Source organism: Bacillus paramycoides, assembly GCF_001884235.1.
GTDB classification, from domain to species: domain Bacteria; phylum Bacillota; class Bacilli; order Bacillales; family Bacillaceae_G; genus Bacillus_A; species Bacillus_A paramycoides.
Genome location: NZ_MAOI01000069.1, coordinates 175,580 through 201,154, shown reverse-complemented (window position 1 = coordinate 201,154; position 25,575 = coordinate 175,580). Strand labels below are relative to the sequence as shown.

Genomic DNA, 25,575 nt, shown 5'->3' with positions numbered 1-25,575 from the left:
TTATTTAATTAGAACTTCTTCCCTATTACCATTATGGCTTTTCTGCTTCTTGCTGCGGCTCAAGTGGTGGTACGAGTGTTACATCTAATTCTGTACCAGGTTGCAACAATGTTCCTTCAGCCACACTTTGTTCCGTTACATACCCTGTACCAGAAGGTTTTAAGTTAAGCTTTAATGTTTTTGCTAAATTCATAACATCACGCAGTGCCCATCCCTGTATATTTGGCATTGTAGGCTTATCTCCTACTAAGAAGACTCGATCACCCTTCAATGTTTGTTCAGTCGCTTTTGGCACTTGTTGCTGCACTTTCCCTTCACCTAATACGATTGGACGAAGTTTTGCTTTATCAATTGCTTTTTTCGCTTCTTCCATCGTTTTTCCGGTTACATCTGGAACGACAGTTTGTTGCTCTTTCACATATTTTTTCGGATCTTTTACTTCATTTGGCTTAATCTTTAAATACTCTAAACTATTTTTCGTTACATATTTAAAGATATCAGCTAAAGGTTGAGCCCCGTTTTCATCATCTTTTAATTTCGGCTGTTTAACGGCCAAATACACAACAAGTTGCGGATCGTCCATCGGTGCCATACCTAGGAATGAGAATATATAATTCTCTCTTCCTGTCATATAGCCACCTTTTCCGTCAGGAATTTGTGCTGTACCTGTTTTACCACCGACTGAATACCCATCAACTTTATATGCAGTTCCTGTTCCTTTCGGTGATGTAACAACACGTTCTAGTAATTGCCTTACTTGCGCTGCTGTCTCTTTTGAAACAGGTTTTCCTACTTCTTCTGGTTTATGCTCTAACTGCACTTTACCTGTTATTGGATCCACAATTTTATCAATTGTATAAGGTTTCATCATTTTCCCATCATTCGCAATCGCTGTTGCAGCTTGCACGAGTTGGATTGGTGTCACTGTAGAACCTTGTCCAAACGCTGTTGTTACTTGCTGTATTTGTTGATCAAATAAAATTGTATTTGACCCTTCACCAGGTAAATCAATATTCGTTTTTTCGTCTAATCCAAAACTATGAATATATTTTCGGAAACGTTCTGGACCAAGTTTTTGATCGCCTAAAATCGCAAACGCTACGTTTGAAGAACGCTCTACCCCTTCATCAAATGTGATAGAGCCCCATCCAGCGCCGCCATTATGATCTTTTATTTTGCGATTACCCACTTGATATGTACCAGACTGATAAAAGTCTTGTCCCTTATACACACCTTCATTAATAGCTGCCGCTAATGTGAAAATTTTCATTGTTGATCCAGGTTCAAATGCATTTGCAATTGCATCATTAAAATAATAATCAATATTACGTTGATTTGGATCGTAACTAGGTTTACTAGACATCGCTAATATTTTTCCCGTTTTCGGATCCGCAACAATTCCTATTAAACTTTTTGGATCATAATGTTTACTCGCTTCTTTCATTGCGTCTTCTAAATAACTTTGAATACGTTGATCAAGCGTTAAATATACGTTATCTCCATTTTTAGGTGCCTTTACATTCACTTTTCCACCGTCAAGAGATACTCCTTTACGATCGCCTGTATAGGCTACCTCACCATTAGAGGCACCTAAATACTTGTCCAAACTCTTCTCTAAGCCAAATTGACCTACTGAGATTCCGTGTTCATCCGGTTTCGCATGACCTATGACGTAAGATGCGAAATCTCCATTTGGATACACTCTCGCATTTTCCGTAATAAAAGAAATCCCCGGCAATTTCAATGCTTCTATTTGTTCTTTCTGTTCTTTCGTCAAGTCCTTGCCTAACGCTCCAAATTCCACTTGACTTTTATCTTTATTTAAAGCGGCTAAAATCTGATCTTCGCCTTTTCCGAGTACTCCAGCGATTTTCTTTGCAGTGTCTTCTTTATTCTCAACAGGTTTAGCACCTTTTAATTCCGCTACAATTTTATAGGAATTTGCATCTTGCGCTAACACATGACCATTTTGATCATAAATTGTTCCTCGATTCGCTTCGAGAACTCCTTTTTTACTATGTTTTTGCTCAGCAAGTTTCTTTAAATCATGATCATCCACTGTTCCTGTTACTTGTATGTAAAAAAATCGGGCTAATAACAGCAAAAAGAGCAGGAGGAAAAATATCATAAAATAACCTGCTCCTTTATTGGTATGAAATTTGGTCATATTTCTCTTCATCTTTTCTTCACACCTACTTGCCTTACTTCAGGCCCTTCACATTATTCGCATTAATTTCTAGCCCGTGTTTTTTTGCAACTTCAGCAATACGTTCATAACGACTTAACTTCTCCACTTCAGCCTGCAATTCTTGATTTTCTTTTTGTTGCTTCACAATCTGTTCTTCTATCGTCGCTGCTTCTACATTAACTTGATAAAGACCCGCTTTATTGCCAATAAAAGCTACACAGGCATATATTAAAAAGCCAATAAACGCTACATACAACAGCTTTTCGATTCTTGTAATTTTCGCTTTTACCTTTGGCTTAACCATCTGCTGTGGTGGCGTTTGAATTTGTACCTCTTCTTGCGCTTGTTGTTTGTACTTAACAGCTAAATTAGTCATACCTCTCTCTCCTTTTTATCTTTTTTCAGCGATTCTCAACTTCGCAGAACGCGCTCGATTATTTTCTTCTAATTCAATATCAGAAGGTAAAATCGGTTTTCTTGTAATAAGTTTTAATTTCGGCTTAAATTCATCTGGGATTATCGGTAGTCCTGGTGGTAATTGCGGTGTTGTACTATTTCGCTTAAACGTCGTTTTACAAATACGATCTTCTAAAGAATGGAATGTTATAACACTAACTCTTCCACCAGGCTTGACCATCTCAATTGCAGATTCCAACGCTTCTTCAAATACTTTTAATTCATCATTTACAGCGATACGAATCGCCTGGAATACTCGCTTCGCAGGATGTCCACCTGTTCTACGGGCCGGAGCTGGAATACCTTCTTTAATTAATTCCACTAACTCTCCTGTCGTTTCAATCGCTTTATTCTCGCGATACGCTTCAATCTTCCTTGCGATTTGCTTTGAAAATTTCTCTTCACCGTACTGGAAGAAAATTCTTACGAGTTGTTCATATGACCAGCTGTTCACAACATCATATGCTGTTAATGGGGCATCTTGATCCATCCGCATATCTAACGGCGCATCATGATGGTAACTAAAACCACGCTCTGGTGTATCTAATTGTGGGGATGAAACACCTAAATCGAATAAAATCCCGTCTACTTCTGTGATACCTAATTCATGTAGTTTTTCAGATAAATAACGGAAATTGCTCTTCACTGTTACAAATTGTTCACCATAAGAAGAAAACTTTTCCTTCGCATTTTGAATCGCTATTTCATCTTGATCAAACGCTATTAATTTTCCGCCATCAGTTAGCTGAGATAATAAATAAGAACTATGTCCTCCTCCACCCAGTGTACAATCTACATATGTACCACCCGGCTTTATATCTAAGCCATCTACTGTTTCTTTTAAAAGTACTGTTACGTGTTTAAACATTGTTGCACCTACTCTTTTTCCAATTAGTTATGTTGAATGCATCTCTTCCTCTAAACGCATATTTTACTATTAGAGAACGAAATGCTACTAAAAAACGACTCATTTAACTTGCCAACAAAGGCAGCATACTATACAAATCGCTATTTTATTTTATTATATACTAAATTTTATCATCTTTTGCGGGAATTTAAACAAAAACCTGTCGAAAAAGATAATAATCCGTTTACATTTTGTGCTATTTTGTCATATATATAAATCTGCTCCATAGCGATTCCGTACATTAATATAAGAGTGATAATTCAGAAAAAATTCACTTCACAGTTAATTCAACAGAATAAAAATAAAATCCTGCTCCAAAGAGCAAGATTCTATAGTTTTATTACATGATGTTTTCCATCCCACGAAAAGGATTGTTTCATTACTCGGTCAACAAAATCAAGACCGAACTGATTTAAATAATAACATACATTCCACACGCGTTCTTGCGGTGCCCCTAACGGACGAAGCGCAAATTGTACACGGCGGAATTTATTTAACTGAACCTCATGTTTCTTCTCAACATTTCTTTTCAACATTCTTTCTAATAGTTCAATTTGTTCATTAATTTTCAGTTCATTTTTTCCTGCAAACGCACTTAATCCTGGGTCTATTTTCTTCACAAATTGCTGTAATGATGTATGAATATCAATGATTTCTTTTTTCGCCTCTATAAAACGATCATCAATCGGTTCCTCTATTTGATTAGACAACCAGTTTTCACGCAGTTTATCTACATTATTAAAAAACGGATCACTTTCTTGCAAATCTAAATCGTATAAATCTGTCGCAATATCTCGCTCCATATAAGTAACTGTAAGACGCGGAACAACAGGCGGCATTTGGAAACCGACTGTATGGAACACTTGTTGCAATTCACTCCAATAAGCTAACTCCCCTGGCCCGCCAATAAACGCTAACGTAGGAAACATATACTCTTGCATAAGAGGGCGCGTTACAACGTTATTACTAAAACGCTCTGGACTTCTTTCCATCTCTTCCATCAATTCTTCATAAGAAAATGAATGTACTCCATCTTTTCCAACAAACTTCCCTTGATCCTCTTCAAGCAATACTCGCTCATTATCAATTTCCATGAATATATGCACCGCGTTAGACTTCGTTTCAATAATCGGTTTAAATCCTAGTTCCTTAATTACTTCCTGTTGATTATGAAGTCCTACTTGAATTTCTTTATATTTACTTATAATTTGTTGTAAGAACGGCACTTCTAATTTTCTTAATGCAGGATGATGTGAATCTACAAGAATTAAACCAGAATTCGCGAACAATTTCATAATAAGGTAAGCAAAGAAATCTACATACGTATTCGATTTATTCAAAGCATCATCAATAAATTGTAATACATCCTTTGTAAAATTAGTTTCTGGATATGTTTTAAAAATCTCCTCAATCCATTTTCTACAGTCTTCAATAGAAAGCTCAGACTCAGAAGCACTCGCCTTTTTCGGATGACGATCATGAAAAATAGTCTTTTTTATTTTTTTATTTTTCGTTACGAAAGTGTGATTAATCTCATCCATATCATGGTCTTCACCAGCAATCCAAAAGACAGGAACAACTCGAACCCCTAAGCTCTCTTCTTTTTCTTTCGCAAGCTGTAAAATTGAAATAATTTTATGCACTGTATAAAGCGGTCCCGTTAATAACCCCGCTTGTTGTCCAGCTATAACTACATATGTATTTTCATCTTCAAGCGCTTTTATATTTTGAATTGTAAATTCTCCGGCTTGTAATTGTGTATTATATTCTAATAAATGCGTTACTAAATCTTGACGGAAAAACTTTCTCTCGCGCAAATCATGTATACGCTGTTTAAAAGCATCTTCTGTTAACATATAATCAAAACATGACTGTATCTCTTTTTTACCGTTCATATAGTCCGCTACAACTCCTTGTAGTGGAACAGAGATTTCTTTTATCTCCATATAATTCTTCCTTTCGTATCCTGTTCTCTCACCAACCCACATTGTAGTCAATGTTTCACGTAAAAGCAAAGAATAACACTTATGCTTCCATTCCTTTTATTGCCTTGAACAGAAATTGTAGTGTCGGAACTGATTGTTGTTGTTCCTTAGCTTCTTCTAATACATATCCAATAATTGCATTAACTTCCGTTTGTCTATTCGCTCTTACATCCGCTAACATAGATGATGTATTATAAGATGTTCTTTCACATACCCGGCGTACCAGTTGCCATACCTCTTCTTTCTCTTCTTCTTTAAGAAGGAATGCAACTTCCTGAAATACTTGCTCCATCATTTGATAAAAATAAGGATTTGAAATTAACTCTCCATTTTGAACCTGCAATAATGCCGTCAATGGATTAATGCACACATTGACTACTAATTTATTGCGCATAATCCCCTTCCAATCATCTTCTATCTGAATCGGAAAATAATCAAAAGGAAAACAATTAAATACCTTTTTAAAACAACTAGATTGACCGCGCACTACACCAAATTTTGTAACACCTATTCCAGTATGATGAACTGTATGTCCATCCTCTTTTTTTGCACCATGCTCCACAATCCCGACCGCTATTCGTTCATTCCCTAATTTTCGCATAATATGAAGGTGGGACATTCCATTTTGTAAAAAGATTAATGAAGATTCTCCCTGCACAAAAGGTAATATGTCAGTTATGTGATATTGCTTTACAGCAATAAATGTATAATCTAACTTTTTATTCAGCATACTTTCTATCGGTAAAATAGACGGAAACACTGTTTCACGTTCTCCATTCCTAATACAAGTTACACCCGTTAAGCTTAATTCCTCTGCTTGCTTAGCAGTCCTTGTAAACAACGTAACATCTTGATTGCTTTTTTGTAAATAAAATGCATATAGGAGACCAATAGCTCCTGGTCCAACAATTCCAATTTTCACCTTTACACAAGGAACTCATAATAGTAATTTACATAAGTTTCCTTGTCCTCCCCCCTTTACATCTTACTAAATTACAATAACATAGTTGAGGATTCAATTATCTTCTAACTAATGCACCCTCTTCTTTCACTATGTATATACTACTTATATACATACTTCTACTCTTAGTTTAGCAAATCCTCAAAAAAATAATGAAAGAAATATTCTATCTTCTTCATAAAAATTAAAAAATGAGTTATACTATTATTATAAATATTTATACTTTTCTGCATTCAACAAGATAAGAAAGGGATGTGATGTAATGATATTCCCAAAAGTTGAGCGTTTGCTCATCAATTATAAAACGTTAGATGAATTTAAAAAGTTTAAAGGCTGCGGAGCTTTAGAGTTATCCATGCTTGAAGAATTACAGGCAAATATTATTGAAAATGATAGTGAATCTCCATTTTATGGTATTTACTATGGAGGATCACTAATCGCGCGTATGAGTCTATATATGAAAAGGAACGGTGGAGAAAATTTCGAAATCACTGGTCCTTATATAGAACTCTATAAACTCGAGGTGTTACCAACTTTTCAAAAACAAGGATTTGGACAAATGCTCGTTAATTACGCGAAGCAACTACAATTCCCGATTAAAACGATAGCACGTGTCCAATCAGCAGGTTTTTGGGATAAATTAAATTTCCAAAAAGTATCAGTAACCGATGGTGAATTTTACATTTGGCAACCAGAAACAAATTTGAATGCGGTTACAAACGAAGAATCTGCTTAAGAAATAAAAAAACAGCTGCATAACAGCTGTTTTTTTATTTCTTTAACTTCTCCAATTTTTCATTCGCACGAACAACATCTCTTTCTTTTCCCTCTAATACCATTACACTTCTTTTTTGATCAATATAATCAAGTAATGTTCTATACTCTTCCTCATATACTGATAATCGCTCCAGAAGACGCGCTCTTTCGGTTTGTAATGATTCAATTTGTCGCTGCAACACAGTTGAATCTTTTTCGTTTTTATAACTTTGTAAGAAATCAATGACATCATTTAATGTAAGAGACGTAGGCGCCTCCACTATCTTTGTCTCTTTCACTTCATAATTTTCCACTTTACGCAGTTGTTTCGCTTCTTCAATACGTTCTCTGTGCTGCTTTCTAACGTAAGAATTCCACCTAAATCCACACGCTGCAGGTGTACGAGATAAATGTCTTCCCACCTCCTTAAAAGCGGAAAGTTGCGTTCCACCTTCACGAATATGCCGGAGTACTACTTCTGCCAGAAGCAAATCTTCATCATCAGTCCAAGCATCTTGTCTTGTTGTCGCCATCTCTCTAGTCCTCCCTATGCATTTTTTATTAAGCATATGCAGTTACTAGAAAAGATAGAATACAACAAATAAAGAATAAGACAAAAAAATAAACGTAGAAGATATCTTCTACGTTTATTTTTTGCAATTACTTGCTGATTACTTCTTTACCTTTGTAAGTACCGCATGCTTTACATACACGGTGAGCTAATTTCGCTTCACCACAGCTTGGGCACTCTACCATACCAGGTACTGATAATTTGAAATGCGTACGACGCTTTCTTTTTACTGTTTTAGAAGTTCTTCTAAAAGGTACAGCCATTCTTCCCACCTCCTTAAAAGAAATAGTTATTTTCATATGAAGGCCTGAACCAGTCTTCCGATTATTTGTCAAAAAACTTTGCAAGTCCTGCCAATCTTGGATCAACAGGCTTTTCTTTGTTTTCTTCCGAAATCACTTGCCAGTCTTGACCTTGCGTCGGTGCTCCACCAGAAACATCATCACTGAAAATTTGCATTGGAATCTCCAAAAGTATATTTTCCTTGATTACGGGCAGTAAGTCAAGTACTTCTCCTTCTAAACAATGAATTTCAGCTTCTGTTTCAAACTCCTCTTCAGAAGTTTGGAACACCTCAGTTGTTTTAATGTCAAATGGTAATGTCACATCTACTAAAGAGCGAGAACATGGTAAAACCATGCTTCCAGTTATATGTAGATGAAACGTAAACTTACCGGAGCCAAAATCAACTCTTCCTGTTACATGAACAGGATTAATTTCACGAATATCTTTCTCGACCTCTTTTAGCTCACTTACATCTACCATCTCATCCAATGTCAATCCTTTATTTCTCAATTTATTCAATTGATGGATGGACCATTTCATATCATATCACCTCAAGGCAACAAACAAAATTATAGCTAGCCATTTTATATTTGTCAATGTTTTTTCTTTACACTATAATGAAGTCATCATAGGAAATAATATATAGATTATCACGTTTTCCAAAAAGATGCTACATCGAAAGGAGAGATTACCATAAAAGCCAGTGGTATTGTTGTTGAATATAACCCTTTTCATAACGGTCATGCTTATCATGTGCAACAAACAAAAAAGTTAACACATTCCGATATTATTATTGCCGTTATGAGCGGTCCTTTTTTACAGCGTGGTGAGCCTGCACTCACCTCCAAATGGTATCGTACCAAAATGGCCTTAGCAAGCGGCGTAGACCTTGTTGTAGAGCTTCCTTATGCATTTGCAACACAAAAGGCTGAAACATTCGCAAATGGCGCAATTTCCATTTTAAACGCCCTTCGTGTTTCTGAAATTTGTTTCGGTAGTGAAGATGGGCAAACTGAAAATTTTTATAATACCATTTCTGTACAAAAAAATGAAGAAGAGACTTTTAATCGTCTTGTAAAACAATTTATGAACGAGGGGAATAGTTACGCAAAAGCAACATCTGAAGCCTTTCTACGCATCTTACCACCCGAAAAAAACGTAGATATGTCACAACCAAATAACATTTTAGGCTTACAATACATCAAGGCAATTCTCTCACAAAATAGTGCCATGCAAGTACAAACTATAAAAAGATTCGCCTCTCATTATCATGATGAAACATTTCATAATAAACATATTGCAAGCGCAACAAGTATTCGTAAGCAACTATTTAGCGAAAACAGTTCATTTTCAACTATTGAGCCTTTTATCCCGAAAACGTCTACTTCTCTTTTAGAAAATTACAAGCAAAACTACGGTGTGTTACATAACTGGGAAAATTACTTTTCGTTTTTCAAATACAAACTCATGACCATGTCTTCTCAAGACTTACAACATATATATGAAATGGAAGAAGGTTTAGAGCATCGTATTTTATCAAAAATACAGGACAGTTCATCGTTCCATTCATTCATGGAAGCATTAAAAACAAAACGTTATACATGGACTAGATTACAAAGAGCTTGTACACATATTTTAACAAATACAACAAAGGAAGAAATATACAATGCAAATATAGAGCAATACGCGCCGTATATCCGTCTACTCGGTATGTCACAAAAAGGACAAACTTACCTTTCTAAAAATAAGAAAAAAATAGATCTCCCAATCCTTACCCATACAAAAACATTCAAACACCCTACTTTAGACATAGAACGAAAAGCAAATGCTGTATATTTCTCCATAATGAAAGAACCGATACGGACACAATCACTAAAGCAAGACGCAACGCATCATCCAATTCGTTACGACGAAACAACAACAAGATTCTTATAAAAAAACCTCTCTTTTTCAGAGAGGTTTACTTTTTTTCGCCCATTTTTTCCAAATACTTCAACGCATCATCCAATGTATCCACTGGTATAATTTTCATCTTTGTTTTAATATCTTTTGCAGCCTCAAGCGCATCTTTATAATTTGATTTCTCCGCACCTTTTTCATTCGGCGCAAAGAATACCTCAGCACCCGCATCACTAGCAGCTACCACTTTTTGCTGAATACCACCAATTGGACCAACTTCTCCTTGTTCATTGATTGTACCTGTTCCAGCTATTTCATGTCCTTTCGTTAAATCCTCTTCCACAAGCTGATTATAAATTTCTAATGTGAACATTAAACCTGCTGATGGCCCCCCTATTTCATGGGAATCAATTTTCACTTTCGGATCCACTACTAATTCTCTTTCCGTAACGATAGAGACCCCTATACCAACGCGTCCATTTCCGTTAGGAATTGTCTTTACATTTAAATTTTCTTTAAACTGTTTTCCCCCTCGCTTATATTCAATATTTACTGTATCCCCTTCTTTTTTCCCTGTCATATACTCAATAAATTGTTCCGTCTTGTCAAATATTTTTCCATCGACAGCTATAATAACATCCCCAAGCTTCAGCTTTCCTTCTGACGGCATACCCTTTGCTACACCTGCAACTAGTACACCTTTATTTTCAAAAGACACGGAACGATTTGCACGTTTATAAGCATTATAGATTGCTGCATTTTGCGAATCTTTCATTGCATAATTTTGGCGAAATTGATATTCTTCATCACTCTCGCCTCTTTGTAATATTTCTTCCGCTTTCGAAATATGTGTATATTTATTAAACTGCGCGGCTATTAAATTCACCACATTGGCAGGTCCCATCGAGACAGTGACAAGCATGAAATCACCAGACTCTTTCGTTCCACCATCTACTTGAACGTATGGCGCTAATTTCGCCGCCATACCTGGTTTTGTCACATAATATGGCAAACGTACATAAACAAGTAACATCGCCAATATAACCCCTATTAAAATTGCATATATAAACCGAAAACGCTTAAACATTATGTTTCTCCTTCCACTGCTCAATTAGTAAATAAATGTTTGAAATGTGTTTTTCTGCTTCCACTTCTCCGACCCTTATAATGTCTTCAATATGTGTAAAAGCACGCGAACTAAATTGTTCAACAGCTGGTCGCATCATTAAATCTGATGCTATTTGCCGGTTCATTACAAGTTCATGTTGCATAATTTCAATACTTTGCATAATCACATCATAAATAGATGTAACCTCTCCATTCACCTTAATCGGAGATACATCAACAGCAATAACAATATCAGCACCTAAATCTTTTACAACTGATACTGGAATACGATCGATTACTCCTCCATCCACTAATAAGCGGCCATCTATTTTTTCTGGAACAAACACCCCCGGTACAGATATACTAGCTCGAACCGCCTCTGCTATCGGGCCACTTGTAAAGACAACTTTTTCCCCCTTCAAAATGTCAGTAGCCACAACAGCCGTTGGGATATCTAACTCTTCTAATTTTTTATTATATGTAAACATTTTAATCATATCTTTGATACGTTTTCCAGCAATAAATCCCATTTTAGGAACTGTAAAATCTAAATAATATTTCCTTTTAAAAACAGCTGCCAATTTATACAGCCTTTCAACGTTACAACTCGCTGCATAAAATGTGCCTATTAACGCTCCTATACTACTACCTGCTATCATATGAATAGGGATGCCAGCTTCCCTTAACACTTTTATTACCCCAATGTGAGCAAAACCTTTCGCACCTCCAGATCCAAGCGCTAAACCGATTTTTGGTTCCTTCATTTTTCTCACCCTTTAATTTTTTTCATTCCTTTTTCATACTTATGGTCTAAATTCACCACATATCCACGTATACTGAAATGAACGTTTTTGGGACAAAGGGGGATTTTCTTACATGTACGAAAAATGGAAAACTGCTTTTCTTACCATATCAATGTTATTTTTAACCTTTTCTCTTGTACTCCACCCCCAAGCTGCCTTGCAAGCTTCAATTCGCGGGTTAAATATATGGTGGGAAGTTGTATTCCCTTCACTACTACCGTTTTTCATCATTGCGGAACTTCTAATCAGTATTGGTGTTGTAAAATTTATCGGTGTTATATTAGAACCGCTAATGCGGCCACTTTTTCGTGTTCCAGGGGTAGGCGGGTTTGTTTGGGCAATGGGAATGGCTTCAGGATTCCCTGCTGGCGCCAAATTAAGCGCTAGACTACGCAAAAGCAATCAACTAACACAAATTGAAGCAGAACGACTCGTATCTTTCACAAATTCTTCTAATCCACTTTTTATTTTCGGAGCTGTTTCTATCGGTTTTTTCAATAATCCGAAATTAGGGTTTGTATTAGCAGCTGCACATTATATAAGTAACTTTGCCGTCGGATTAATTATGCGTTTTTACGGCAATAACGATACCTACATAAAAGACAAACATACTATCCAAAAACGTCCCTTTCAAAACCCTTTCTCAGTCCTCCACCAAACGCGTATGCAAGAAAAAAGACCAATCGGAAAACTACTCGGAGACGCTATCGTTTCTTCTATTCAAACATTACTCATGATTGGTGGGTTTATTATTTTATTCTCTGTTTTAAATAAAATGATTACTGTTTTCCAAATTACAGAAGCGCTTTCTTTTATTATGCAACATATTTTATCATTCTTCCAACTAACATCCGAATTTAGCATTCCGATACTATCTGGTATTTTTGAAATGACACTTGGAAGCCAAATGATTAGTCAAATAAATGAAACCACACTTCTTCAACAAGCGATGGTAACAAGCTTCATATTAGCATTTAGCGGTCTTTCTATTCAGGCTCAAGTAGCAAGCATATTAGCGGAGACAGACATCCGTTTTAAACCATATTTTTTAGCGCGAATTATCCAAAGTATTTTCGCTCCGATTCTCACTTTTATATTTTGGGGACCATTTTATGAAAAAGTTCATTCTTTCTCACCTACACAAGAAGATATTCCCGTATTTTTATTGAATCATTCTTCTGCACTTAATGATGTTTGGACATCGTTTATACACTACGGACCTATCTTCACTTTATTTTGTTTATATTTATATGTTATCTTACTGTTTTTACGCATTAATAAAGTGAAACTTTAATCCGTGGAGGTTTTGTTCATCCCCTACAGATTTTATTAACCTTCACCAATCGGGCTTTTACGGGCAGCCCGACTCCCACCTAAATTCATTGCTTCAGCCGAATTTTGAGGTGTGAGTCTTACTGTCCGCGAATAGAGGGATAAAGAAAAACCCCGTTCACTTTAACGGGGTTTGAAACTTTTCTTTTAAAGCACGCTCTACAACTGGAGGAACAAGGTCTACTACACTTCCACCATATCTTGCAACTTCTTTCACAATACTCGAGCTTAAAAATGAGTATTGATTGTTTGTCATAATAAAAAAGGTTTCGATATTTTCATCTAATTTTCGATTCATAGAAGTAATTTGCATCTCATATTCAAAATCAGAAACCGCTCGTAACCCGCGTAAAATCGCATTTGCATTACGCATTTTTGCATATTCCACTAATAATCCACTATGTGAATCAACTTTTACATTCGGGATGTCCTTTGTTGCCTCTTTAATTAACTCTAAGCGCTCTTCTACTGAAAAAAATGGTTTTTTTGATGAATTGTTTAATACAACTACATACACTTCATCAAATACTTTTGCTCCCCTTTTAATAATATCCAAATGTCCAAGGGTAATTGGATCAAAACTTCCTGAAGAAATAGCTATACTTGTCATTCTGTCCCCTCACCTTCATACTTATAAATCGAAATTGCTGTAATCCCATAATTTTCTGCTCTCACTTTTACAAGTTCTCCTATAGAATCAGGTAAAACTACGTCATCGCCATGTTCTGCCATAATTAATCCATTTTCATTTAACAATCCATGTTGATCCATCACACTAATTAGAGATACAATTCTTTGATCTTTATATGGAGGGTCTATTAGTATAAGATCGAATGATATTTCACGCTTTATAAGCGCCTTTACCGCACGCTCTGCATCATTTCGATACACTTCAGCTTGTTCATGTATTCTACAGCTTTCTAAATTTTGATGAATTACTTTTATCGCTTTACTATCTCGGTCAACAAAAATCGCTTTATCAATCCCTCTACTTATGGCCTCAATTCCAAGGCCACCGCTACCACCAAATAAATCAAGAGCGATACCACCATCATAATAAGGACCTATCATATTAAAAATAGATTCTTTCACTTTATCTGTCGTTGGCCGTGTTGTATTACCAGGTACCGCTTTAAGTGGGTGCCCTTTACATTTTCCTGAAACTACTCTCATCTGTTGTCACTACCTTTATTTCAATCTATCGAGCGATTACAGCAAATCCATCTGAATTCAGTAACCGCTACCAAACCATACAATTCTTCACTAATTCGTTACTTAACCAATAGAGAACTTTAGTTAAAATAACCGTTCGCTATTTCTTACATATTCATCTCACTATTTGCGAACAAGAACCATTTATGTACATCAGCTCTACTTTACCTTTTTTATCCTATCATAAAATAAAAAAAAGAAAAATAAAAAGCCAAACATAAATTTTAATTTCATTATGTATATCTTCATTTAGATTGGACATAAATAAATATAACAACATCACCTTCGATGTTGTTGCCAACCGCGGAGAAGACTTACGTTTCCCCATAAGTTCTTCCTCCGGTTTCTCCTCTCCCTTTGCCTTCTTACTAGTACATACTAGTATTAGAAGGGCCCTGCTTTGCAGGGTTTTTTTCTTTGTCTACTTTTCATTTAAAAAGTGAGATGGTACAGTAAAAGAAAGAGGAGGAAAAAATATGATTCAACGCTTTATAGAACTCGGAGAAGGCTACTCTGACTTATATGAATTACTTGAAATTGCCAAAACAAACCAAGAACGTGTAACGCATATGTTACAATTTGAAACTGTAAAAAACGAAAAAAAAGTGTGTTCACTTGTTGTAATACTAAAACCGACAACTACTGGCGATTTCCAGCCATTATACATATGTCGTGAAGGCATTCCTATACTTGAAAATAAAAAAAGCAAACGTGTCGTTTTATTTGAAGAAATGGCAGAACAAATAGGAAAAAAAGTTACACCCTTTACTGTAAAACCATCAACAACTTTCCCTGAAAAAGAACTATTTTTTAATCATCTGATTGGTATTTTACGAATGAACAATTTCATTCCTCCAATGAGATAACACGTTATTTCAAGTAAAAAAATCCCCCACTGAATTTAGCGGGGGATTTTTTTACTTAGCTATAATCGTATTCTTTTGCCCGGTCAGGACGCGAATTTTCGAATTCCGTTTTTAAAAACGGGCGATACGACTGTTCTACTTTTTTTACAAAAGGAAGTTTATTCAATTTTTGCATCATATGCTCAATTTGTTCCATATCACAATATACAACGGCATATTTCAATCGTTTTGATATGTAATGAATGTTACCATATTTCCTTAAAATCTTGGCATGTTTCAATGAATGTAAATAAACAATCATACTTTGTCGTTGCCCGAACATAATCTTCTCCATCTTCTCCTTTTTAAAAACTTATATTCTTATATTTTATGAAAACCAATCAGAAATTTATGACATTATAGGACAAACTCTGTATACGTTTTCTTCTATATTCTAAAAAACAGGGTAAATTACCCCGTTTTTTTACAACCACAACCGCCTCCGGTACCACAGCCACCGCCACAGCCACCCACATCAAAAAATGGATTTCCTGTTGGAACTTTAATGGAAGATGACACCTCAGAACCAATTGCTACACTAACTTCATCTAATAACTTTTGTAAATCAGTTTCTGCTCTTTTAAAGGCTGCAACCTTATCATGCAAATCTACAGAACGCTTTAATTCCCTCATTTTCGTCGAAACGAAAGTATAGTCAGGATGATATTTACCAAAACGTTGCACTTCTTCATATCGCTCTTTCATCGCTGTAAATTGCTGAATTAACGTCTGGACTTCCATATCTTCTTGCAAATCCTTATAACACTTACGATAATCTTCTGCTATATCTGAACAGACAATCGCTTTTGCAAGCTGCTCTGCCTTATCTAAAATCAATACGCTTTCCAGCGTCGCTACAATCATGAGAGACACCTCCGAGTATTCATCATAACACATTTGGAACAGAACTACTAATTGAAGTGTCTCACCTAAAAGAAAGATATGATTCTAGCTCATTTCCATACAATTCCCTTGTACTTTTATAAAATAATATGCTCCGCAATATTATATTTAAGAACATCCCATTTCCCACCATTTTCTTTCACGTAGCTAATACATGCATTTTTTAATGGCGTTTTAAATGTAATTTCATCTGGCGCAATTGCGTGTAAAATCGCTTTTATTGCATGTGAATGCGCAACAATGATAATACGTTTATCTCCATGTGTTGCTGCAACCTCTTGTAATGCGGTAAAACAGCGCTCTACAATCTCTTCATCCTGCTCCATTCCTTCTACATTACCTTCTGCAATTAACTCCCTAACGGCCGCAACTGGTTTCCCAGAAGCTTCCCCAAAATTACGTTCCATAAATCGTTCATCTAATAAAATAGATTGCAATCCAATAGCCCCAGCAATTTCCTTAGCCGTTTCTTGCGCTCTAATTAACGGGCTACTTATAATTATATCCCACGATTCCGCTTGCAAGGCAGCTGCACTTTGACTCGCTTGCTTTTTCCCAACTTCGTTGAGCGGAATATCTTCGCGCCCTTGAATAATCTCTTGAAAATTCCAATCAGTTTGTCCATGTCGTACTAAACAAATTTCCGTCATGCTGCAACTCCTTTTTTAATAATCCGATTCTATTGTAACAAAAGTTTTGCATAACGGACATAGTTTTCCCTTCCAATTTTACGTCGCATTTTGCTGCTTCATATACTGGAACATATCAATCATAATTGAGGCAACCGCCAAATGATTTTGAAATTTTTCTACTTTATCTGGTATCGTTTTTTTGAAATGTTGCATGGCAGCTAACTCAAAAGCCTCTTTTTCTTCTGGATTACGTGTTAATTTCCGGTACCAGTATGGCTGTTCCCGAATATAACGAGTTAAATCCTCATCAGCCTTTATAAACTCCATAAGCTCTGCTCTCATCCTCTTTCCCCCTAATCCTTTTGAAAGAAAAATGGATTATTTTCAGAAGTATTTTGTTCTTGCTGCGTGCGGTTCCCTTGAAATTGTTGGATAACTTGCTGCACACTACCAATCGCACTCGTTACATTTGCTAAATGGTGTTGCATTTGTTCTACGTCTAGCTTTTTAAAGAAAGAAAGCATTTGCCCCATCACATCAGCAGTTTTTTCCTCCTCAGTTCGATTTTCTTTTTCTTCTTTATTTTCTTTTACTGAAGAAAAAGCAGGTGCTCCATCAGGTCTATACGCTGCCCATATTTGATCTTCTTCACCAAGTAGGTACCATTCTTCATAAAATTGCTGCCAAGTTTTTTGACCACTTCTAACCTCATGAACCATTTTAGGGTGATGGTTTACAAACTCTTTAAACTGTTGAACCGATGGATGTAACGGTCCTTTTGTTGTTGGCATACTACTCACCTCTTCATGTATATCTACTATATTGTAAGAAAAAAAAGGCACATGGTTCGCCTATTTTTAGACGATTCATGCACCTTTTTATTTTCGGATAAAGTTTTGAGTATAAAATTTATCATATACCCCAACACCTAATCCAGTAAATTGTTCATTTAATAAATTCTTTCTGTGACCCTCACTATTTAACCAGCCTTGTACAGCTGCAATTCCATCACTATGTTGCGCGGCTATATTCTCACCAGCAAGTTGAAAAGCCACTTGCCCACGTTGCAAACGATCTCCTAATGTACCAAAGGTAGGAGAATCGTGTGAAAAATAATTATTATCCTTCATATCTTTACTATGGCCAAATGCAACATCTGCAGTTTGTTGATCCCATGTTAACAACGGTAATTGATGACGACTTCGAATAATATTTGTTAAGTCGAGAATTTGTTGCATATTTCCATTTTCTACTTGCTTCATTTTTTCTGGCGTCAACGGCTGTTCTGCTATTAATTCACCTGAATAAACAAGCTGATACGGCCTTTGGCGTAATAACGTTTCATCATCCATATAACGAACACCAACAAGTTCATGTGTAAAGTGATCAAAATATAATTGTGCCCACCCATCTTCTACAGGGATTAGTGGTTGTTCCATTATTTCCGTATCAGATAACTCAAATTGATAACTATTCTTTCCTCTTTTTAATGAAATCTCATGTGAAAGCGGATTCTTTTTATATACCTCTTCATACTTTTCATTTATATAATAGGGAGCTACCTTGACTTGATCACCAGCAACATACGCCGTTACAACTTTACGTTCAGCAACTCCAAATTGAACATACTGAGTTAAATCTTGATTATACACCCACCATTCATATCCATAAGCAGACGGCTCTATTCGAGACGGTTCGCCCCACTTTGCTAATAAATTCTCAGGATCCCCACCAATCATATTTAAAACAGTGTCTGTGGATTCTTCATTTACTTGCTTTTTCTTTTTCACAATTTTATTTTCTTGCTTAGAGTGCGATGGAGTTAATATATATTGTGAAACGAGTAACTTCCCGTATAAATCAACAGCTAAAATTAAAAATGTAATCATTACGATACGCAATAATTTCTTCAAACCATATACCTCCTGAACAAAACATAAAATTGAGATATACACAAAGCCTTTTCTTTCCTTTTTTTGTGTGTACCGTACTCTTTTCACTATATCATATTTTCATGAAAAAAGTCTGGATTATCCCTTTTCTCTCAATATGAATTGCACTTTCTTATTATTCATACTATTATAAAAATAATAAAACACCATAAAAAAGAAGGAGGTATTCTATGCAATTTACAAATACGAAGTTTAATGGTGCAGTCATTGATTTAACTCTTTTAACTGAGATTATGGAAAACAATCATTTTGTACTTGCTGGACAATGGGATTACGAACGCGTTACATATGATTATAAATTTGAAATATTAAAGGATGTTTATTATTTACGCGTACAAGGTTTTGCTGTTGAAGGTGACATCGGTGGCAGACACGCTCAAGTAAAACTATTGCCACCCTTATTAGGAAAACATTATTACCCTCATGGCGTTGAATATGGTGATGATGAGATTTTTCCAACGAATGTTCTTCAAAAAAGTGAACAGCTCCTACAAAATATTGAAAAAGAGTTGAAAGAATTTCAAATTATTGAGTAAATAGAACAAGCGCATCAATATGATGCGCTTGTTCTATTTATCTTTCCTAAGAATGAATCTTCTTTTTGACTGGATACCCATAAATGGATCCATCTTTTACTTTAATCTCATCTTCCCAAGGGACTTTATATTTACCTTCAGCTAAATCTTTTACAAACGTATACGGGTTTTCTTTCACCCCACCAGGAGTCGCGACATACCCCCTTGAACCTAAATTATATATATTATTTTCTAGACCCCATCCTAATCTAGCCTGATCTGCTAGCTCTGGATATACTTCAGCAGTAACAATCTCCCAAGGGTTTCGGTGTCCCTGCACTAAAGTAGTCCCATCAAAATTACATACTTGTCCTTCACCAAAGTAATAAAATACACCATCATAACCCGCTAAGTTCACTGACAATGTATACATTAAATTTTGCCATGCATTTGAACGATTGGTTAACATCCATTGTTCACTAACTTGTGTGCTATATCCAGAAATACGAATCAAGACATTTGCACCTTTATAGGCCGCTTCACGGGCTACTTCAGGGAACATGCCATCATGACAAATACAAACAGCTAATTTACTTCCTCCAGGTCCATCACAAACAGGTAAGCCTAAATTTCCAGCTTTCCAAGGTTCGACTGGCACCCAAGGATTTAACTTACGATACTTCAAAATCATTTCACCTTGTGGATTAATAATAATTGCTGTATTATACGGTTCTCCACCATCAGGATTTCTTTCCATTATAGAAAAAACACCATATACTTCAGATTCTTTACATGCCTCAGCAAATAAGTCCGTTTCTGGCCCAGGCACAGTACATAAAAACTCTTCTGTAGTCCATTTTTTTGTATTGAGCCCTTGTGTACTATATTCAGGAAATACTATCAATTCTAATCCAGGATAGCCTGATTTAGTCGAATGAATTGTTTTTATGATCTGTTTAATTTGTTTATCAATGTCTGCACGCGACTCCACTACCGGTACTGGATATTGAATTAACGCTGTTAAAAAACCACTAATCGGCTTTACCATACTTCCACTACTACCCATTTAAAATCCCCCTTAAAATAGTTTCTGTTTATTAAAGAAAACAATATAAATTTGTAACTCTCTAAAAAACTAGCACTACATCTGGAAATATTACGTATTAAAGCTAGTAGTAAATTTTATATCCAATTTTAGTACATGCCTACACTAGGTTAACACAAAAAGATTGAAAATTCAATCTTTTTTTGTCCGCTATAACTAAAAAAGAAAAAGCGTATGGGAGCCCATACGCTTTTTCTACTTCGTCTGTAAATACGGTGGTAGCTCCTGTAATTGCTCCTTATCCTTTTCACGCTCTCTACGTGCCCATCTAAAGAACACATAGCCGATAATCGTGCCGTACACTATTTCCTGGACAATTTTCATAATGATACCGCCTGTTTGTTGGTCTTGCAATACCGGTATCCAATGTAAAAATTCTGGTCCAGTAATATTTAAATCGGATAAAGTACCAGCCGGTACACAAAGCTCCATCGCCTTCATCCAAGCAGCCGGATCTGTATATGTTGCAAATAATGGTTCCGTCGCAAAAATTATTAACGCACAAGCTGGGGTTAATAAAATACCATTAGCAAACATGTAACCAAGTTTCTTTATATCACTTAATGTTTGATATTCCGGCAGTGGATTTAACATCGGCCACCACATCATCATTGCTGTAAAAAACAATATAGCGAGGCAAATGGGGTGTGCTATTTGACTTTGTTTTACTGTATCAAAAACAATTGGCAAATGATAAAAGGAAAACAGACCATTAAATACAAACAACGCAATAAGCGGTTTAGCAAAAGCCTTTAGTACAATTTGAACAAACTTAAAAGAAGTAATATAACGATATAACCAAACAGGTATACCAAGCAATAATAATGGAGGAACTGCAATGTACATTACTGCCATCTCAAACATATGTGCACTAAATATAATATGACCAATTAAATCAATAGGTCCTCCCTTTACAAAATACAAAAGAACAATCCCGGTCGTAAAATAAAAAATCTGCTTTTTACTTACCTTCGTCGCATTTTCAAATCGTGTTCTATACGGTCCAATAATTAAGAAATAACTAATAAGAATCGAGGCCATAAATAACAGAAAAATCGGACTCCATAAAGCCTGAAAACCAAATATCCATAAATTCTCCATTTTCACACCTACCTTTTCAAAATTCTTATCTTTCATATGAAAAGAGGGCTATGATAAATCAGAGCCCTCCAACTACTACTGTTTAAATCCACACAATTGTCATAAAGGCTAAAATCGTTAATAAACCTATTAACAATCCAGTGTATAAGAAGAAACTCGCCGCTTCATGTCCTTTATGACTCATATGCATGAAATAATATAATTGAAATACAACTTGAACAACTGCCAACAATAAAATAAATGGTACCGAAAAAATTGGACTAAATGTTTTCGGATATGCTACCGCTGCAAATGCAACAAATGTTAAAAAGATCATTAGTGCAAACGTAATAACTTGGTGCTTCATTTCCTCTGCACTTTTTCTTTTCCGATAAACAAGATCAACCTTAGGATTATTCGTTTGCTTAATTGCCATTGTTTATCCCACCATTCCCATCAAATATACTACAGTGAAAATAAACACCCAAACTACATCTATAAAGTGCCAATAAATTGATGCAACGTAAAACTTTGGTGCATTGTATAAATTTAAGCCTCGCTTCGCATTTCTAAAGATTAATGTCGAAATCCAACACAATCCAAACAATACGTGGAGCCCATGCGTACCAACAAGAGCATAAAATGCAGAACCAAATGCACTACTTCTCATAGTATGCTTAAATTCATGTGTATAATGATAAAACTCATAGATTTCAAACCCCAAAAATCCTAAGCCAAGCAACACTGTTATAAGTAGCCACAGTTGCATTTTCTTAAAATTGAAATTTTTCATATGATACATTGCATATACACTCGTTAAACTACTTGTCAACAACAACATCGTCATGATGAAAACGAGCGGCATTTGAAACATTTCTTGAGATGTTGGTCCACCATTTGTAGAATTCTTTAACGCTAAATATGTGCCAAATAAGGAAGCGAACAACACTGTTTCGCCTCCAAGAAATAACCAAAAACCGACAAACTTATTTTTCCCCTCAAGGGTTGCTTTTTCAGGCTCTGCTGGAAATGTTTCATTCGTTAATTTTTCATCTACATGCATTATGCCTTGCCCCCCTTATCTTCTAAATCTTCCTTATGAATATGATATCCATGATCATCGATTACTGAGCGAAGGAACATTGTACCGAATGTAATGATCAAACCTATAATTGCTACTAATAACCAAAACTTATCTTTGCCGCCTTGCATATACATCGCACCAAAAGCGGCTATAAATAGACCTAGAGAAATGATAAACGGTGAAAATGAAGCATTCGGCATATGAATGTCACCGACTGGTTCCGCCGCTGTCATCTCTTTATTACCTTCGCGTTTTTCAATCCAAAACGGATCTAACCCACGAACAAATGGTAATTGTTTAAAATTGTATTCTGGTGTAGGCGCTGGCATTGTCCACTCTAATGTACGTGCATCCCATGGATCACGACCAGCTTTTTCTTTTGATACTGTTGTTTTTATAACATTGAACAAAAGAACAATCGTTCCAAGGGCCATGAATACTGCTCCAATTGAACTAATCATATTTCCAACCTCTAATCCTTGCCCCTCTAAATATGTGTAGTAACGACGCGGCATACCGATTAAACCAAGGAAATGTTGGATAAAGAACGTTAAATGGAAACCAATAAAGAATAACCAAAATGTTATCTTTCCTAACGTTTCATTTAATACTTTATTAAACATAAGCGGCCAATAATAGTGTGCACCTGCAAGTAAACCAAATACAACACCGCCGACAATTACATAATGGAAGTGTGCTACCACGAAATAATTATCATGGAATTGATAATCAGCTGGTGCCGACGCAAGCATAACTCCTGTAACTCCACCCATAACGAATGATGGAATAAAAGCTACTGCCCACAACATTGGTGTTGTAAACCGAATACTTCCACCCCACATTGTAAAGAGCCAGTTAAAGATTTTAATACCTGTCGGAACTGCAATCGCCATTGTTGCAACTGAGAAGATAGCATTTGCAACAGGACCAAGACCAACGGTAAACATATGATGCGCCCATACCATAAAGCCTAAAAATCCAATTAATACAGTCGCGAACACCATCGATGAATAACCGAATAATCGTTTTTTCGAAAATGTGGCGAAGATTTCTGAGAATATTCCGAAAGCTGGGAGTATAAGAATGTATACTTCTGGATGACCGAAGATCCAGAATAAATGCTCCCATATAATTGTATTCCCACCTAATGCTGGATTAAAGAAACTTGTGCCAAATAAACGATCTAACATTAGAAGCCCTAATCCTACAGTTAACGGTGGAAATGCAAATAATATAAGTGAAGATGTTACAAATGTTGTCCATGTAAACATCGGCATGCGCATATATGTCATTCCTGGCGCACGCATATTAATAATTGTAACAAGGAAGTTAATACCTCCAATCAATGTACCAATACCTGATATTTGCAAGCCGAGTACATAAAAATCAACACCATGTCCTTTGGAGGCTAAAGCTAAAGATGCATACGATGTCCACCCTGCATCAGGTGCTCCCCCTAAAAACCAACTTAAATTTAAAAATACTCCACCAAAGAAAAATAACCAAAATCCGAGTGAATTCAAAAACGGGAACGCCACATCACGTGCTCCAATTTGAAGTGGTACAGCGGCGTTCATAAATGCAAACACGAGTGGCATAGCTGCGAGGAAAATCATTGTTGTACCGTGCATCGTTAATACTTGGTTATAAGCATCCCCAACTAGAAAAGCATTGTTAGGAATCGCTAACTGAAGGCGAATAAATAGCGCTTCTATTCCGCCTATTACAAAAAACAATCCACCTGCAATTAAATAGAGAATGGCAATCTTTTTATGGTCTACTGTCGTTAAATAATCCCATATGACAGCACCCATCCCCTGTTTTTTTGCTACAGAACTCACGTTTTCAACCTCCCCTTCGCAAATGATCCCTCTTTACTTTTCAATCTTTAACGTTTGTAAATATGCATTTAATGCATCAATTTGATCATCCGTTAAGTTACCATATTTACCAGTCATTTTATTACCTGGCTTCATATTTTCAGGATCTTTGAGCCATTTTTTTAAGTTCTCTTCATTATTTTCGGCAATACCGGCAACCATATCGCGATCAGCAAAGTTTGCTAAGTTTGGTGCGATACGAGCTGAAGGTGGTCTACTATCATTTGATCCAACTGCATGACAACCAATACAGCTTTTATTAAATACGTCTTGACCTTCTTGCGCCTTTGTAGAGGCTACTTCTTTCTTCCCATCAATCTTCTTCATGTCAGCAAGCCATTTTTTGTACTCGCTTTCATCCAGAGCTTTCACTTTGAATTGCATTAAAGAATGTGATGGGCCACAAAATTCTGTACAAAAACCATTATAAGTGCCCGATTTATCTGCCTTTAACCACATTTTGTTCACATTATCTGTATTTGTATCCATTTTACCAGCTAAAGATGGAACCCAAAACGAATGTTTAATATCGGCACCCTTCAAATTCAAATACACTTTCTTGCCTGTGGGGATAACTAAATCTTGAGAAGTTACTATTTTTTCTGATTTATAAGAAAATTCCCACCAATAAAGATTCGCTGTTACATCAACAACGATAGTATCTTTATCAATATTCTTTTTCTCCATCGCACTTACATCAGCAAGTTTGAATGTATATGTAACAGTCGGAACAGCCAAGATTAATAAAAGAATAATCGGAATAACTGTCCATATAATTTCTAGTTTGTGATTCCCTTCAACTTGCTCTGGAATATAATCTTCCTGACCCTTTTTTTGTCGGAAACGCACAATTACATATAAGAAAATAATAGTAACTACAAGTACTACTCCTACCATGATTGCACTCGCTAGCAAGAGCAAATCATATTGCATTTTTGCTACTTCCCCTTGCGGAATTAAAGTAGATTGAAAGGCTTTACCGCATCCCCCTAACAGTAAAGCCAGCAGTGAAACGAACGAAAGCAGTCGCCACTGTTTCTTCATACAAACAACCCCC

29 protein-coding genes are annotated in these 25,575 nt (G+C 36.0%); 5 read left to right on the top strand and 24 right to left on the bottom strand.

Annotation, left to right across the window (positions count from 1 at the left end; all coding sequences use genetic code 11):
- Positions 1-31: 31 nt before the first annotated feature.
- The 5 genes from BAU28_RS13580 to panE all read right to left on the bottom strand — a co-directional run bounded on the left by BAU28_RS13580 (position 32) and on the right by panE (position 6,458).
- Positions 32-2,179: a penicillin-binding protein gene (locus BAU28_RS13580; RefSeq protein WP_083594709.1), complete on the bottom strand. Its 2,148-nt coding sequence runs from the start codon at positions 2,177-2,179 to the stop codon at positions 32-34.
- 22 nt (positions 2,180-2,201) lie between these two features.
- Positions 2,202-2,564 carry a cell division protein FtsL gene (ftsL, locus tag BAU28_RS13575; RefSeq protein WP_002173164.1) on the bottom strand — a complete coding sequence of 121 codons (363 nt, stop codon included), beginning with the start codon at positions 2,562-2,564 and terminating at the stop codon, positions 2,202-2,204.
- Positions 2,565-2,579: 15 nt separating this feature from the next.
- The gene (rsmH, locus tag BAU28_RS13570) at positions 2,580-3,512 is read right to left on the bottom strand and encodes a 16S rRNA (cytosine(1402)-N(4))-methyltransferase RsmH (protein ID WP_002173165.1); all 933 of its coding nucleotides are present in this window, start codon (positions 3,510-3,512) and stop codon (positions 2,580-2,582) included.
- Between the two features lie 368 nt (positions 3,513-3,880).
- Complete coding sequence (gene bshC, locus BAU28_RS13565; RefSeq protein WP_071718813.1) at positions 3,881-5,497, bottom strand: bacillithiol biosynthesis cysteine-adding enzyme BshC; 1,617 nt, start codon at positions 5,495-5,497, stop codon at positions 3,881-3,883.
- A gap of 79 nt (positions 5,498-5,576) precedes the next feature.
- Positions 5,577-6,458, bottom strand: coding sequence for a 2-dehydropantoate 2-reductase (gene panE, locus BAU28_RS13560; protein WP_071718812.1), 882 nt, complete (start codon positions 6,456-6,458; stop codon positions 5,577-5,579).
- Between the two features lie 301 nt (positions 6,459-6,759).
- Between panE and BAU28_RS13555 the strand changes: the two genes are divergently transcribed.
- Positions 6,760-7,233, top strand: coding sequence for an N-acetyltransferase (locus BAU28_RS13555; RefSeq protein ID WP_048374012.1), 474 nt, complete (start codon positions 6,760-6,762; stop codon positions 7,231-7,233).
- 34 nt (positions 7,234-7,267) lie between these two features.
- On the opposite strand, the gene BAU28_RS13550 is transcribed toward BAU28_RS13555, so the two are convergent.
- The 3 genes from BAU28_RS13550 to BAU28_RS13540 form a co-directional block, all read right to left on the bottom strand.
- Entirely contained in the window at positions 7,268-7,786 is a 519-nt protein-coding gene (locus BAU28_RS13550; RefSeq protein ID WP_071718811.1) for an RsfA family transcriptional regulator, read from the bottom strand.
- 127 nt (positions 7,787-7,913) lie between these two features.
- Positions 7,914-8,087 carry a 50S ribosomal protein L32 gene (gene rpmF / locus BAU28_RS13545; protein WP_001984764.1) on the bottom strand — a complete coding sequence of 58 codons (174 nt, stop codon included), beginning with the start codon at positions 8,085-8,087 and terminating at the stop codon, positions 7,914-7,916.
- A 61-nt stretch (positions 8,088-8,148) separates the two neighbouring features.
- Positions 8,149-8,649 carry a YceD family protein gene (locus BAU28_RS13540; protein WP_071718810.1) on the bottom strand — a complete coding sequence of 167 codons (501 nt, stop codon included), beginning with the start codon at positions 8,647-8,649 and terminating at the stop codon, positions 8,149-8,151.
- A 213-nt stretch (positions 8,650-8,862) separates the two neighbouring features.
- On the opposite strand from BAU28_RS13540, the gene BAU28_RS13535 reads away from it, so the two are divergent.
- Positions 8,863-10,044, top strand: coding sequence for a nucleotidyltransferase (locus BAU28_RS13535; RefSeq protein ID WP_244158101.1), 1,182 nt, complete (start codon positions 8,863-8,865; stop codon positions 10,042-10,044).
- 25 nt (positions 10,045-10,069) lie between these two features.
- On the opposite strand, the gene BAU28_RS13530 is transcribed toward BAU28_RS13535, so the two are convergent.
- Positions 10,070-11,095, bottom strand: a complete 1,026-nt coding sequence (locus BAU28_RS13530; RefSeq protein WP_071718808.1) for a SepM family pheromone-processing serine protease — start codon at positions 11,093-11,095, stop codon at positions 10,070-10,072.
- Complete coding sequence (locus BAU28_RS13525; protein ID WP_048374016.1) at positions 11,088-11,879, bottom strand: patatin-like phospholipase family protein; 792 nt, start codon at positions 11,877-11,879, stop codon at positions 11,088-11,090. Before BAU28_RS13525 ends, BAU28_RS13530 begins: the two co-directional genes overlap by 8 nt.
- Positions 11,880-11,991: 112 nt before the next feature.
- Between BAU28_RS13525 and ylbJ the strand changes: the two genes are divergently transcribed.
- The gene (ylbJ, locus tag BAU28_RS13520; RefSeq protein ID WP_002173174.1) at positions 11,992-13,212 is read left to right on the top strand and encodes a sporulation integral membrane protein YlbJ; all 1,221 of its coding nucleotides are present in this window, start codon (positions 11,992-11,994) and stop codon (positions 13,210-13,212) included.
- A 156-nt stretch (positions 13,213-13,368) separates the two neighbouring features.
- On the opposite strand, the gene coaD is transcribed toward ylbJ, so the two are convergent.
- Together coaD and rsmD are read right to left on the bottom strand one after the other, a co-directional pair.
- Complete coding sequence (coaD, locus tag BAU28_RS13515) at positions 13,369-13,860, bottom strand: pantetheine-phosphate adenylyltransferase (protein WP_025147769.1); 492 nt, start codon at positions 13,858-13,860, stop codon at positions 13,369-13,371.
- Positions 13,857-14,423, bottom strand: coding sequence for a 16S rRNA (guanine(966)-N(2))-methyltransferase RsmD (rsmD, locus tag BAU28_RS13510; protein ID WP_071718807.1), 567 nt, complete (start codon positions 14,421-14,423; stop codon positions 13,857-13,859). The genes coaD and rsmD overlap by 4 nt, the downstream gene beginning before the upstream one ends.
- 515 nt (positions 14,424-14,938) lie before the next feature.
- Between rsmD and BAU28_RS13505 the strand changes: the two genes are divergently transcribed.
- Positions 14,939-15,328 carry a DUF7147 family protein gene (locus tag BAU28_RS13505; protein WP_002173177.1) on the top strand — a complete coding sequence of 130 codons (390 nt, stop codon included), beginning with the start codon at positions 14,939-14,941 and terminating at the stop codon, positions 15,326-15,328.
- Between the two features lie 55 nt (positions 15,329-15,383).
- On the opposite strand, the gene BAU28_RS13500 is transcribed toward BAU28_RS13505, so the two are convergent.
- The 6 genes from BAU28_RS13500 to BAU28_RS13475 all read right to left on the bottom strand — a co-directional run bounded on the left by BAU28_RS13500 (position 15,384) and on the right by BAU28_RS13475 (position 18,815).
- Positions 15,384-15,650 (bottom strand): YlbG family protein, encoded by a 267-nt coding sequence (locus BAU28_RS13500; RefSeq protein ID WP_002088292.1) that lies wholly within the window; start codon positions 15,648-15,650, stop codon positions 15,384-15,386.
- Positions 15,651-15,778: 128 nt separating this feature from the next.
- Complete coding sequence (locus BAU28_RS13495) at positions 15,779-16,231, bottom strand: YlbF/YmcA family competence regulator (protein WP_071718806.1); 453 nt, start codon at positions 16,229-16,231, stop codon at positions 15,779-15,781.
- Between the two features lie 116 nt (positions 16,232-16,347).
- Positions 16,348-16,920 (bottom strand): histidine phosphatase family protein, encoded by a 573-nt coding sequence (locus BAU28_RS13490; RefSeq protein ID WP_071718805.1) that lies wholly within the window; start codon positions 16,918-16,920, stop codon positions 16,348-16,350.
- Between the two features lie 78 nt (positions 16,921-16,998).
- On the bottom strand, positions 16,999-17,244 hold the full coding sequence (locus tag BAU28_RS13485) for a YlbE-like family protein (RefSeq protein ID WP_071718804.1): 246 nt from the start codon (positions 17,242-17,244) through the stop codon (positions 16,999-17,001).
- Between the two features lie 11 nt (positions 17,245-17,255).
- Entirely contained in the window at positions 17,256-17,693 is a 438-nt protein-coding gene (ylbD, locus tag BAU28_RS13480; protein WP_048374018.1) for a YlbD family protein, read from the bottom strand.
- Between the two features lie 87 nt (positions 17,694-17,780).
- On the bottom strand, positions 17,781-18,815 hold the full coding sequence (locus tag BAU28_RS13475; RefSeq protein WP_048374019.1) for a CAP domain-containing protein: 1,035 nt from the start codon (positions 18,813-18,815) through the stop codon (positions 17,781-17,783).
- Between the two features lie 209 nt (positions 18,816-19,024).
- Between BAU28_RS13475 and BAU28_RS13470 the strand changes: the two genes are divergently transcribed.
- The gene (locus BAU28_RS13470; protein WP_071718803.1) at positions 19,025-19,390 is read left to right on the top strand and encodes a YugN family protein; all 366 of its coding nucleotides are present in this window, start codon (positions 19,025-19,027) and stop codon (positions 19,388-19,390) included.
- 46 nt (positions 19,391-19,436) lie between these two features.
- Here BAU28_RS13470 and BAU28_RS13465 read toward each other — a convergent pair whose 3' ends face one another.
- From BAU28_RS13465 to coxB, 6 genes are all read right to left on the bottom strand, one after another.
- Positions 19,437-20,435 carry a formamidase gene (locus BAU28_RS13465; RefSeq protein ID WP_071718802.1) on the bottom strand — a complete coding sequence of 333 codons (999 nt, stop codon included), beginning with the start codon at positions 20,433-20,435 and terminating at the stop codon, positions 19,437-19,439.
- 234 nt (positions 20,436-20,669) lie between these two features.
- A complete protein-coding gene (gene ctaG / locus BAU28_RS13460; RefSeq protein WP_071718833.1) occupies positions 20,670-21,575 on the bottom strand; it encodes a cytochrome c oxidase assembly factor CtaG in 906 nt (301 codons plus the stop codon).
- A gap of 82 nt (positions 21,576-21,657) precedes the next feature.
- Entirely contained in the window at positions 21,658-21,990 is a 333-nt protein-coding gene (gene ctaF, locus BAU28_RS13455; RefSeq protein WP_048374021.1) for a cytochrome c oxidase subunit IVB, read from the bottom strand.
- A 3-nt stretch (positions 21,991-21,993) separates the two neighbouring features.
- Positions 21,994-22,617: a cytochrome c oxidase subunit III gene (gene ctaE, locus BAU28_RS13450; RefSeq protein ID WP_002173186.1), complete on the bottom strand. Its 624-nt coding sequence runs from the start codon at positions 22,615-22,617 to the stop codon at positions 21,994-21,996.
- On the bottom strand, positions 22,617-24,452 hold the full coding sequence (ctaD, locus tag BAU28_RS13445; protein WP_208610969.1) for a cytochrome c oxidase subunit I: 1,836 nt from the start codon (positions 24,450-24,452) through the stop codon (positions 22,617-22,619). The genes ctaE and ctaD overlap by 1 nt, the downstream gene beginning before the upstream one ends.
- Positions 24,453-24,512: 60 nt before the next feature.
- Positions 24,513-25,562: a cytochrome c oxidase subunit II gene (coxB, locus tag BAU28_RS13440; RefSeq protein WP_071718800.1), complete on the bottom strand. Its 1,050-nt coding sequence runs from the start codon at positions 25,560-25,562 to the stop codon at positions 24,513-24,515.
- Positions 25,563-25,575 lie beyond the last annotated feature (13 nt).

What these genes read in the sequence shown, in the direction of transcription:
- BAU28_RS13580 (WP_083594709.1), bottom strand. Translation starts at nt 2,179, where the DNA reads ATGAAGAGAAATATGACCAAATTTCATACCAATAAAGGAGCAGGTTAT.
- ftsL (WP_002173164.1), bottom strand. Translation starts at nt 2,564, where the DNA reads ATGACTAATTTAGCTGTTAAGTACAAACAACAAGCGCAAGAAGAGGTA.
- rsmH (WP_002173165.1), bottom strand. Translation starts at nt 3,512, where the DNA reads ATGTTTAAACACGTAACAGTACTTTTAAAAGAAACAGTAGATGGCTTA.
- bshC (WP_071718813.1), bottom strand. Translation starts at nt 5,497, where the DNA reads ATGGAGATAAAAGAAATCTCTGTTCCACTACAAGGAGTTGTAGCGGAC.
- BAU28_RS13555 (WP_048374012.1), top strand. Translation starts at nt 6,760, where the DNA reads ATGATATTCCCAAAAGTTGAGCGTTTGCTCATCAATTATAAAACGTTA.
- BAU28_RS13550 (WP_071718811.1), bottom strand. Translation starts at nt 7,786, where the DNA reads ATGGCGACAACAAGACAAGATGCTTGGACTGATGATGAAGATTTGCTT.
- rpmF (WP_001984764.1), bottom strand. Translation starts at nt 8,087, where the DNA reads ATGGCTGTACCTTTTAGAAGAACTTCTAAAACAGTAAAAAGAAAGCGT.
- BAU28_RS13540 (WP_071718810.1), bottom strand. Translation starts at nt 8,649, where the DNA reads ATGAAATGGTCCATCCATCAATTGAATAAATTGAGAAATAAAGGATTG.
- BAU28_RS13530 (WP_071718808.1), bottom strand. Translation starts at nt 11,095, where the DNA reads ATGTTTAAGCGTTTTCGGTTTATATATGCAATTTTAATAGGGGTTATA.
- BAU28_RS13525 (WP_048374016.1), bottom strand. Translation starts at nt 11,879, where the DNA reads ATGAAGGAACCAAAAATCGGTTTAGCGCTTGGATCTGGAGGTGCGAAA.
- ylbJ (WP_002173174.1), top strand. Translation starts at nt 11,992, where the DNA reads ATGTACGAAAAATGGAAAACTGCTTTTCTTACCATATCAATGTTATTT.
- coaD (WP_025147769.1), bottom strand. Translation starts at nt 13,860, where the DNA reads ATGACAAGTATAGCTATTTCTTCAGGAAGTTTTGATCCAATTACCCTT.
- rsmD (WP_071718807.1), bottom strand. Translation starts at nt 14,423, where the DNA reads ATGAGAGTAGTTTCAGGAAAATGTAAAGGGCACCCACTTAAAGCGGTA.
- BAU28_RS13505 (WP_002173177.1), top strand. Translation starts at nt 14,939, where the DNA reads ATGATTCAACGCTTTATAGAACTCGGAGAAGGCTACTCTGACTTATAT.
- BAU28_RS13500 (WP_002088292.1), bottom strand. Translation starts at nt 15,650, where the DNA reads ATGTTCGGGCAACGACAAAGTATGATTGTTTATTTACATTCATTGAAA.
- BAU28_RS13495 (WP_071718806.1), bottom strand. Translation starts at nt 16,231, where the DNA reads ATGATTGTAGCGACGCTGGAAAGCGTATTGATTTTAGATAAGGCAGAG.
- BAU28_RS13490 (WP_071718805.1), bottom strand. Translation starts at nt 16,920, where the DNA reads ATGACGGAAATTTGTTTAGTACGACATGGACAAACTGATTGGAATTTT.
- BAU28_RS13485 (WP_071718804.1), bottom strand. Translation starts at nt 17,244, where the DNA reads ATGAGAGCAGAGCTTATGGAGTTTATAAAGGCTGATGAGGATTTAACT.
- ylbD (WP_048374018.1), bottom strand. Translation starts at nt 17,693, where the DNA reads ATGCCAACAACAAAAGGACCGTTACATCCATCGGTTCAACAGTTTAAA.
- BAU28_RS13470 (WP_071718803.1), top strand. Translation starts at nt 19,025, where the DNA reads ATGCAATTTACAAATACGAAGTTTAATGGTGCAGTCATTGATTTAACT.
- BAU28_RS13465 (WP_071718802.1), bottom strand. Translation starts at nt 20,435, where the DNA reads ATGGGTAGTAGTGGAAGTATGGTAAAGCCGATTAGTGGTTTTTTAACA.
- ctaG (WP_071718833.1), bottom strand. Translation starts at nt 21,575, where the DNA reads ATGGAGAATTTATGGATATTTGGTTTTCAGGCTTTATGGAGTCCGATT.
- ctaF (WP_048374021.1), bottom strand. Translation starts at nt 21,990, where the DNA reads ATGGCAATTAAGCAAACGAATAATCCTAAGGTTGATCTTGTTTATCGG.
- ctaE (WP_002173186.1), bottom strand. Translation starts at nt 22,617, where the DNA reads ATGCATGTAGATGAAAAATTAACGAATGAAACATTTCCAGCAGAGCCT.
- ctaD (WP_208610969.1), bottom strand. Translation starts at nt 24,452, where the DNA reads ATGGGTGCTGTCATATGGGATTATTTAACGACAGTAGACCATAAAAAG.
- coxB (WP_071718800.1), bottom strand. Translation starts at nt 25,562, where the DNA reads ATGAAGAAACAGTGGCGACTGCTTTCGTTCGTTTCACTGCTGGCTTTA.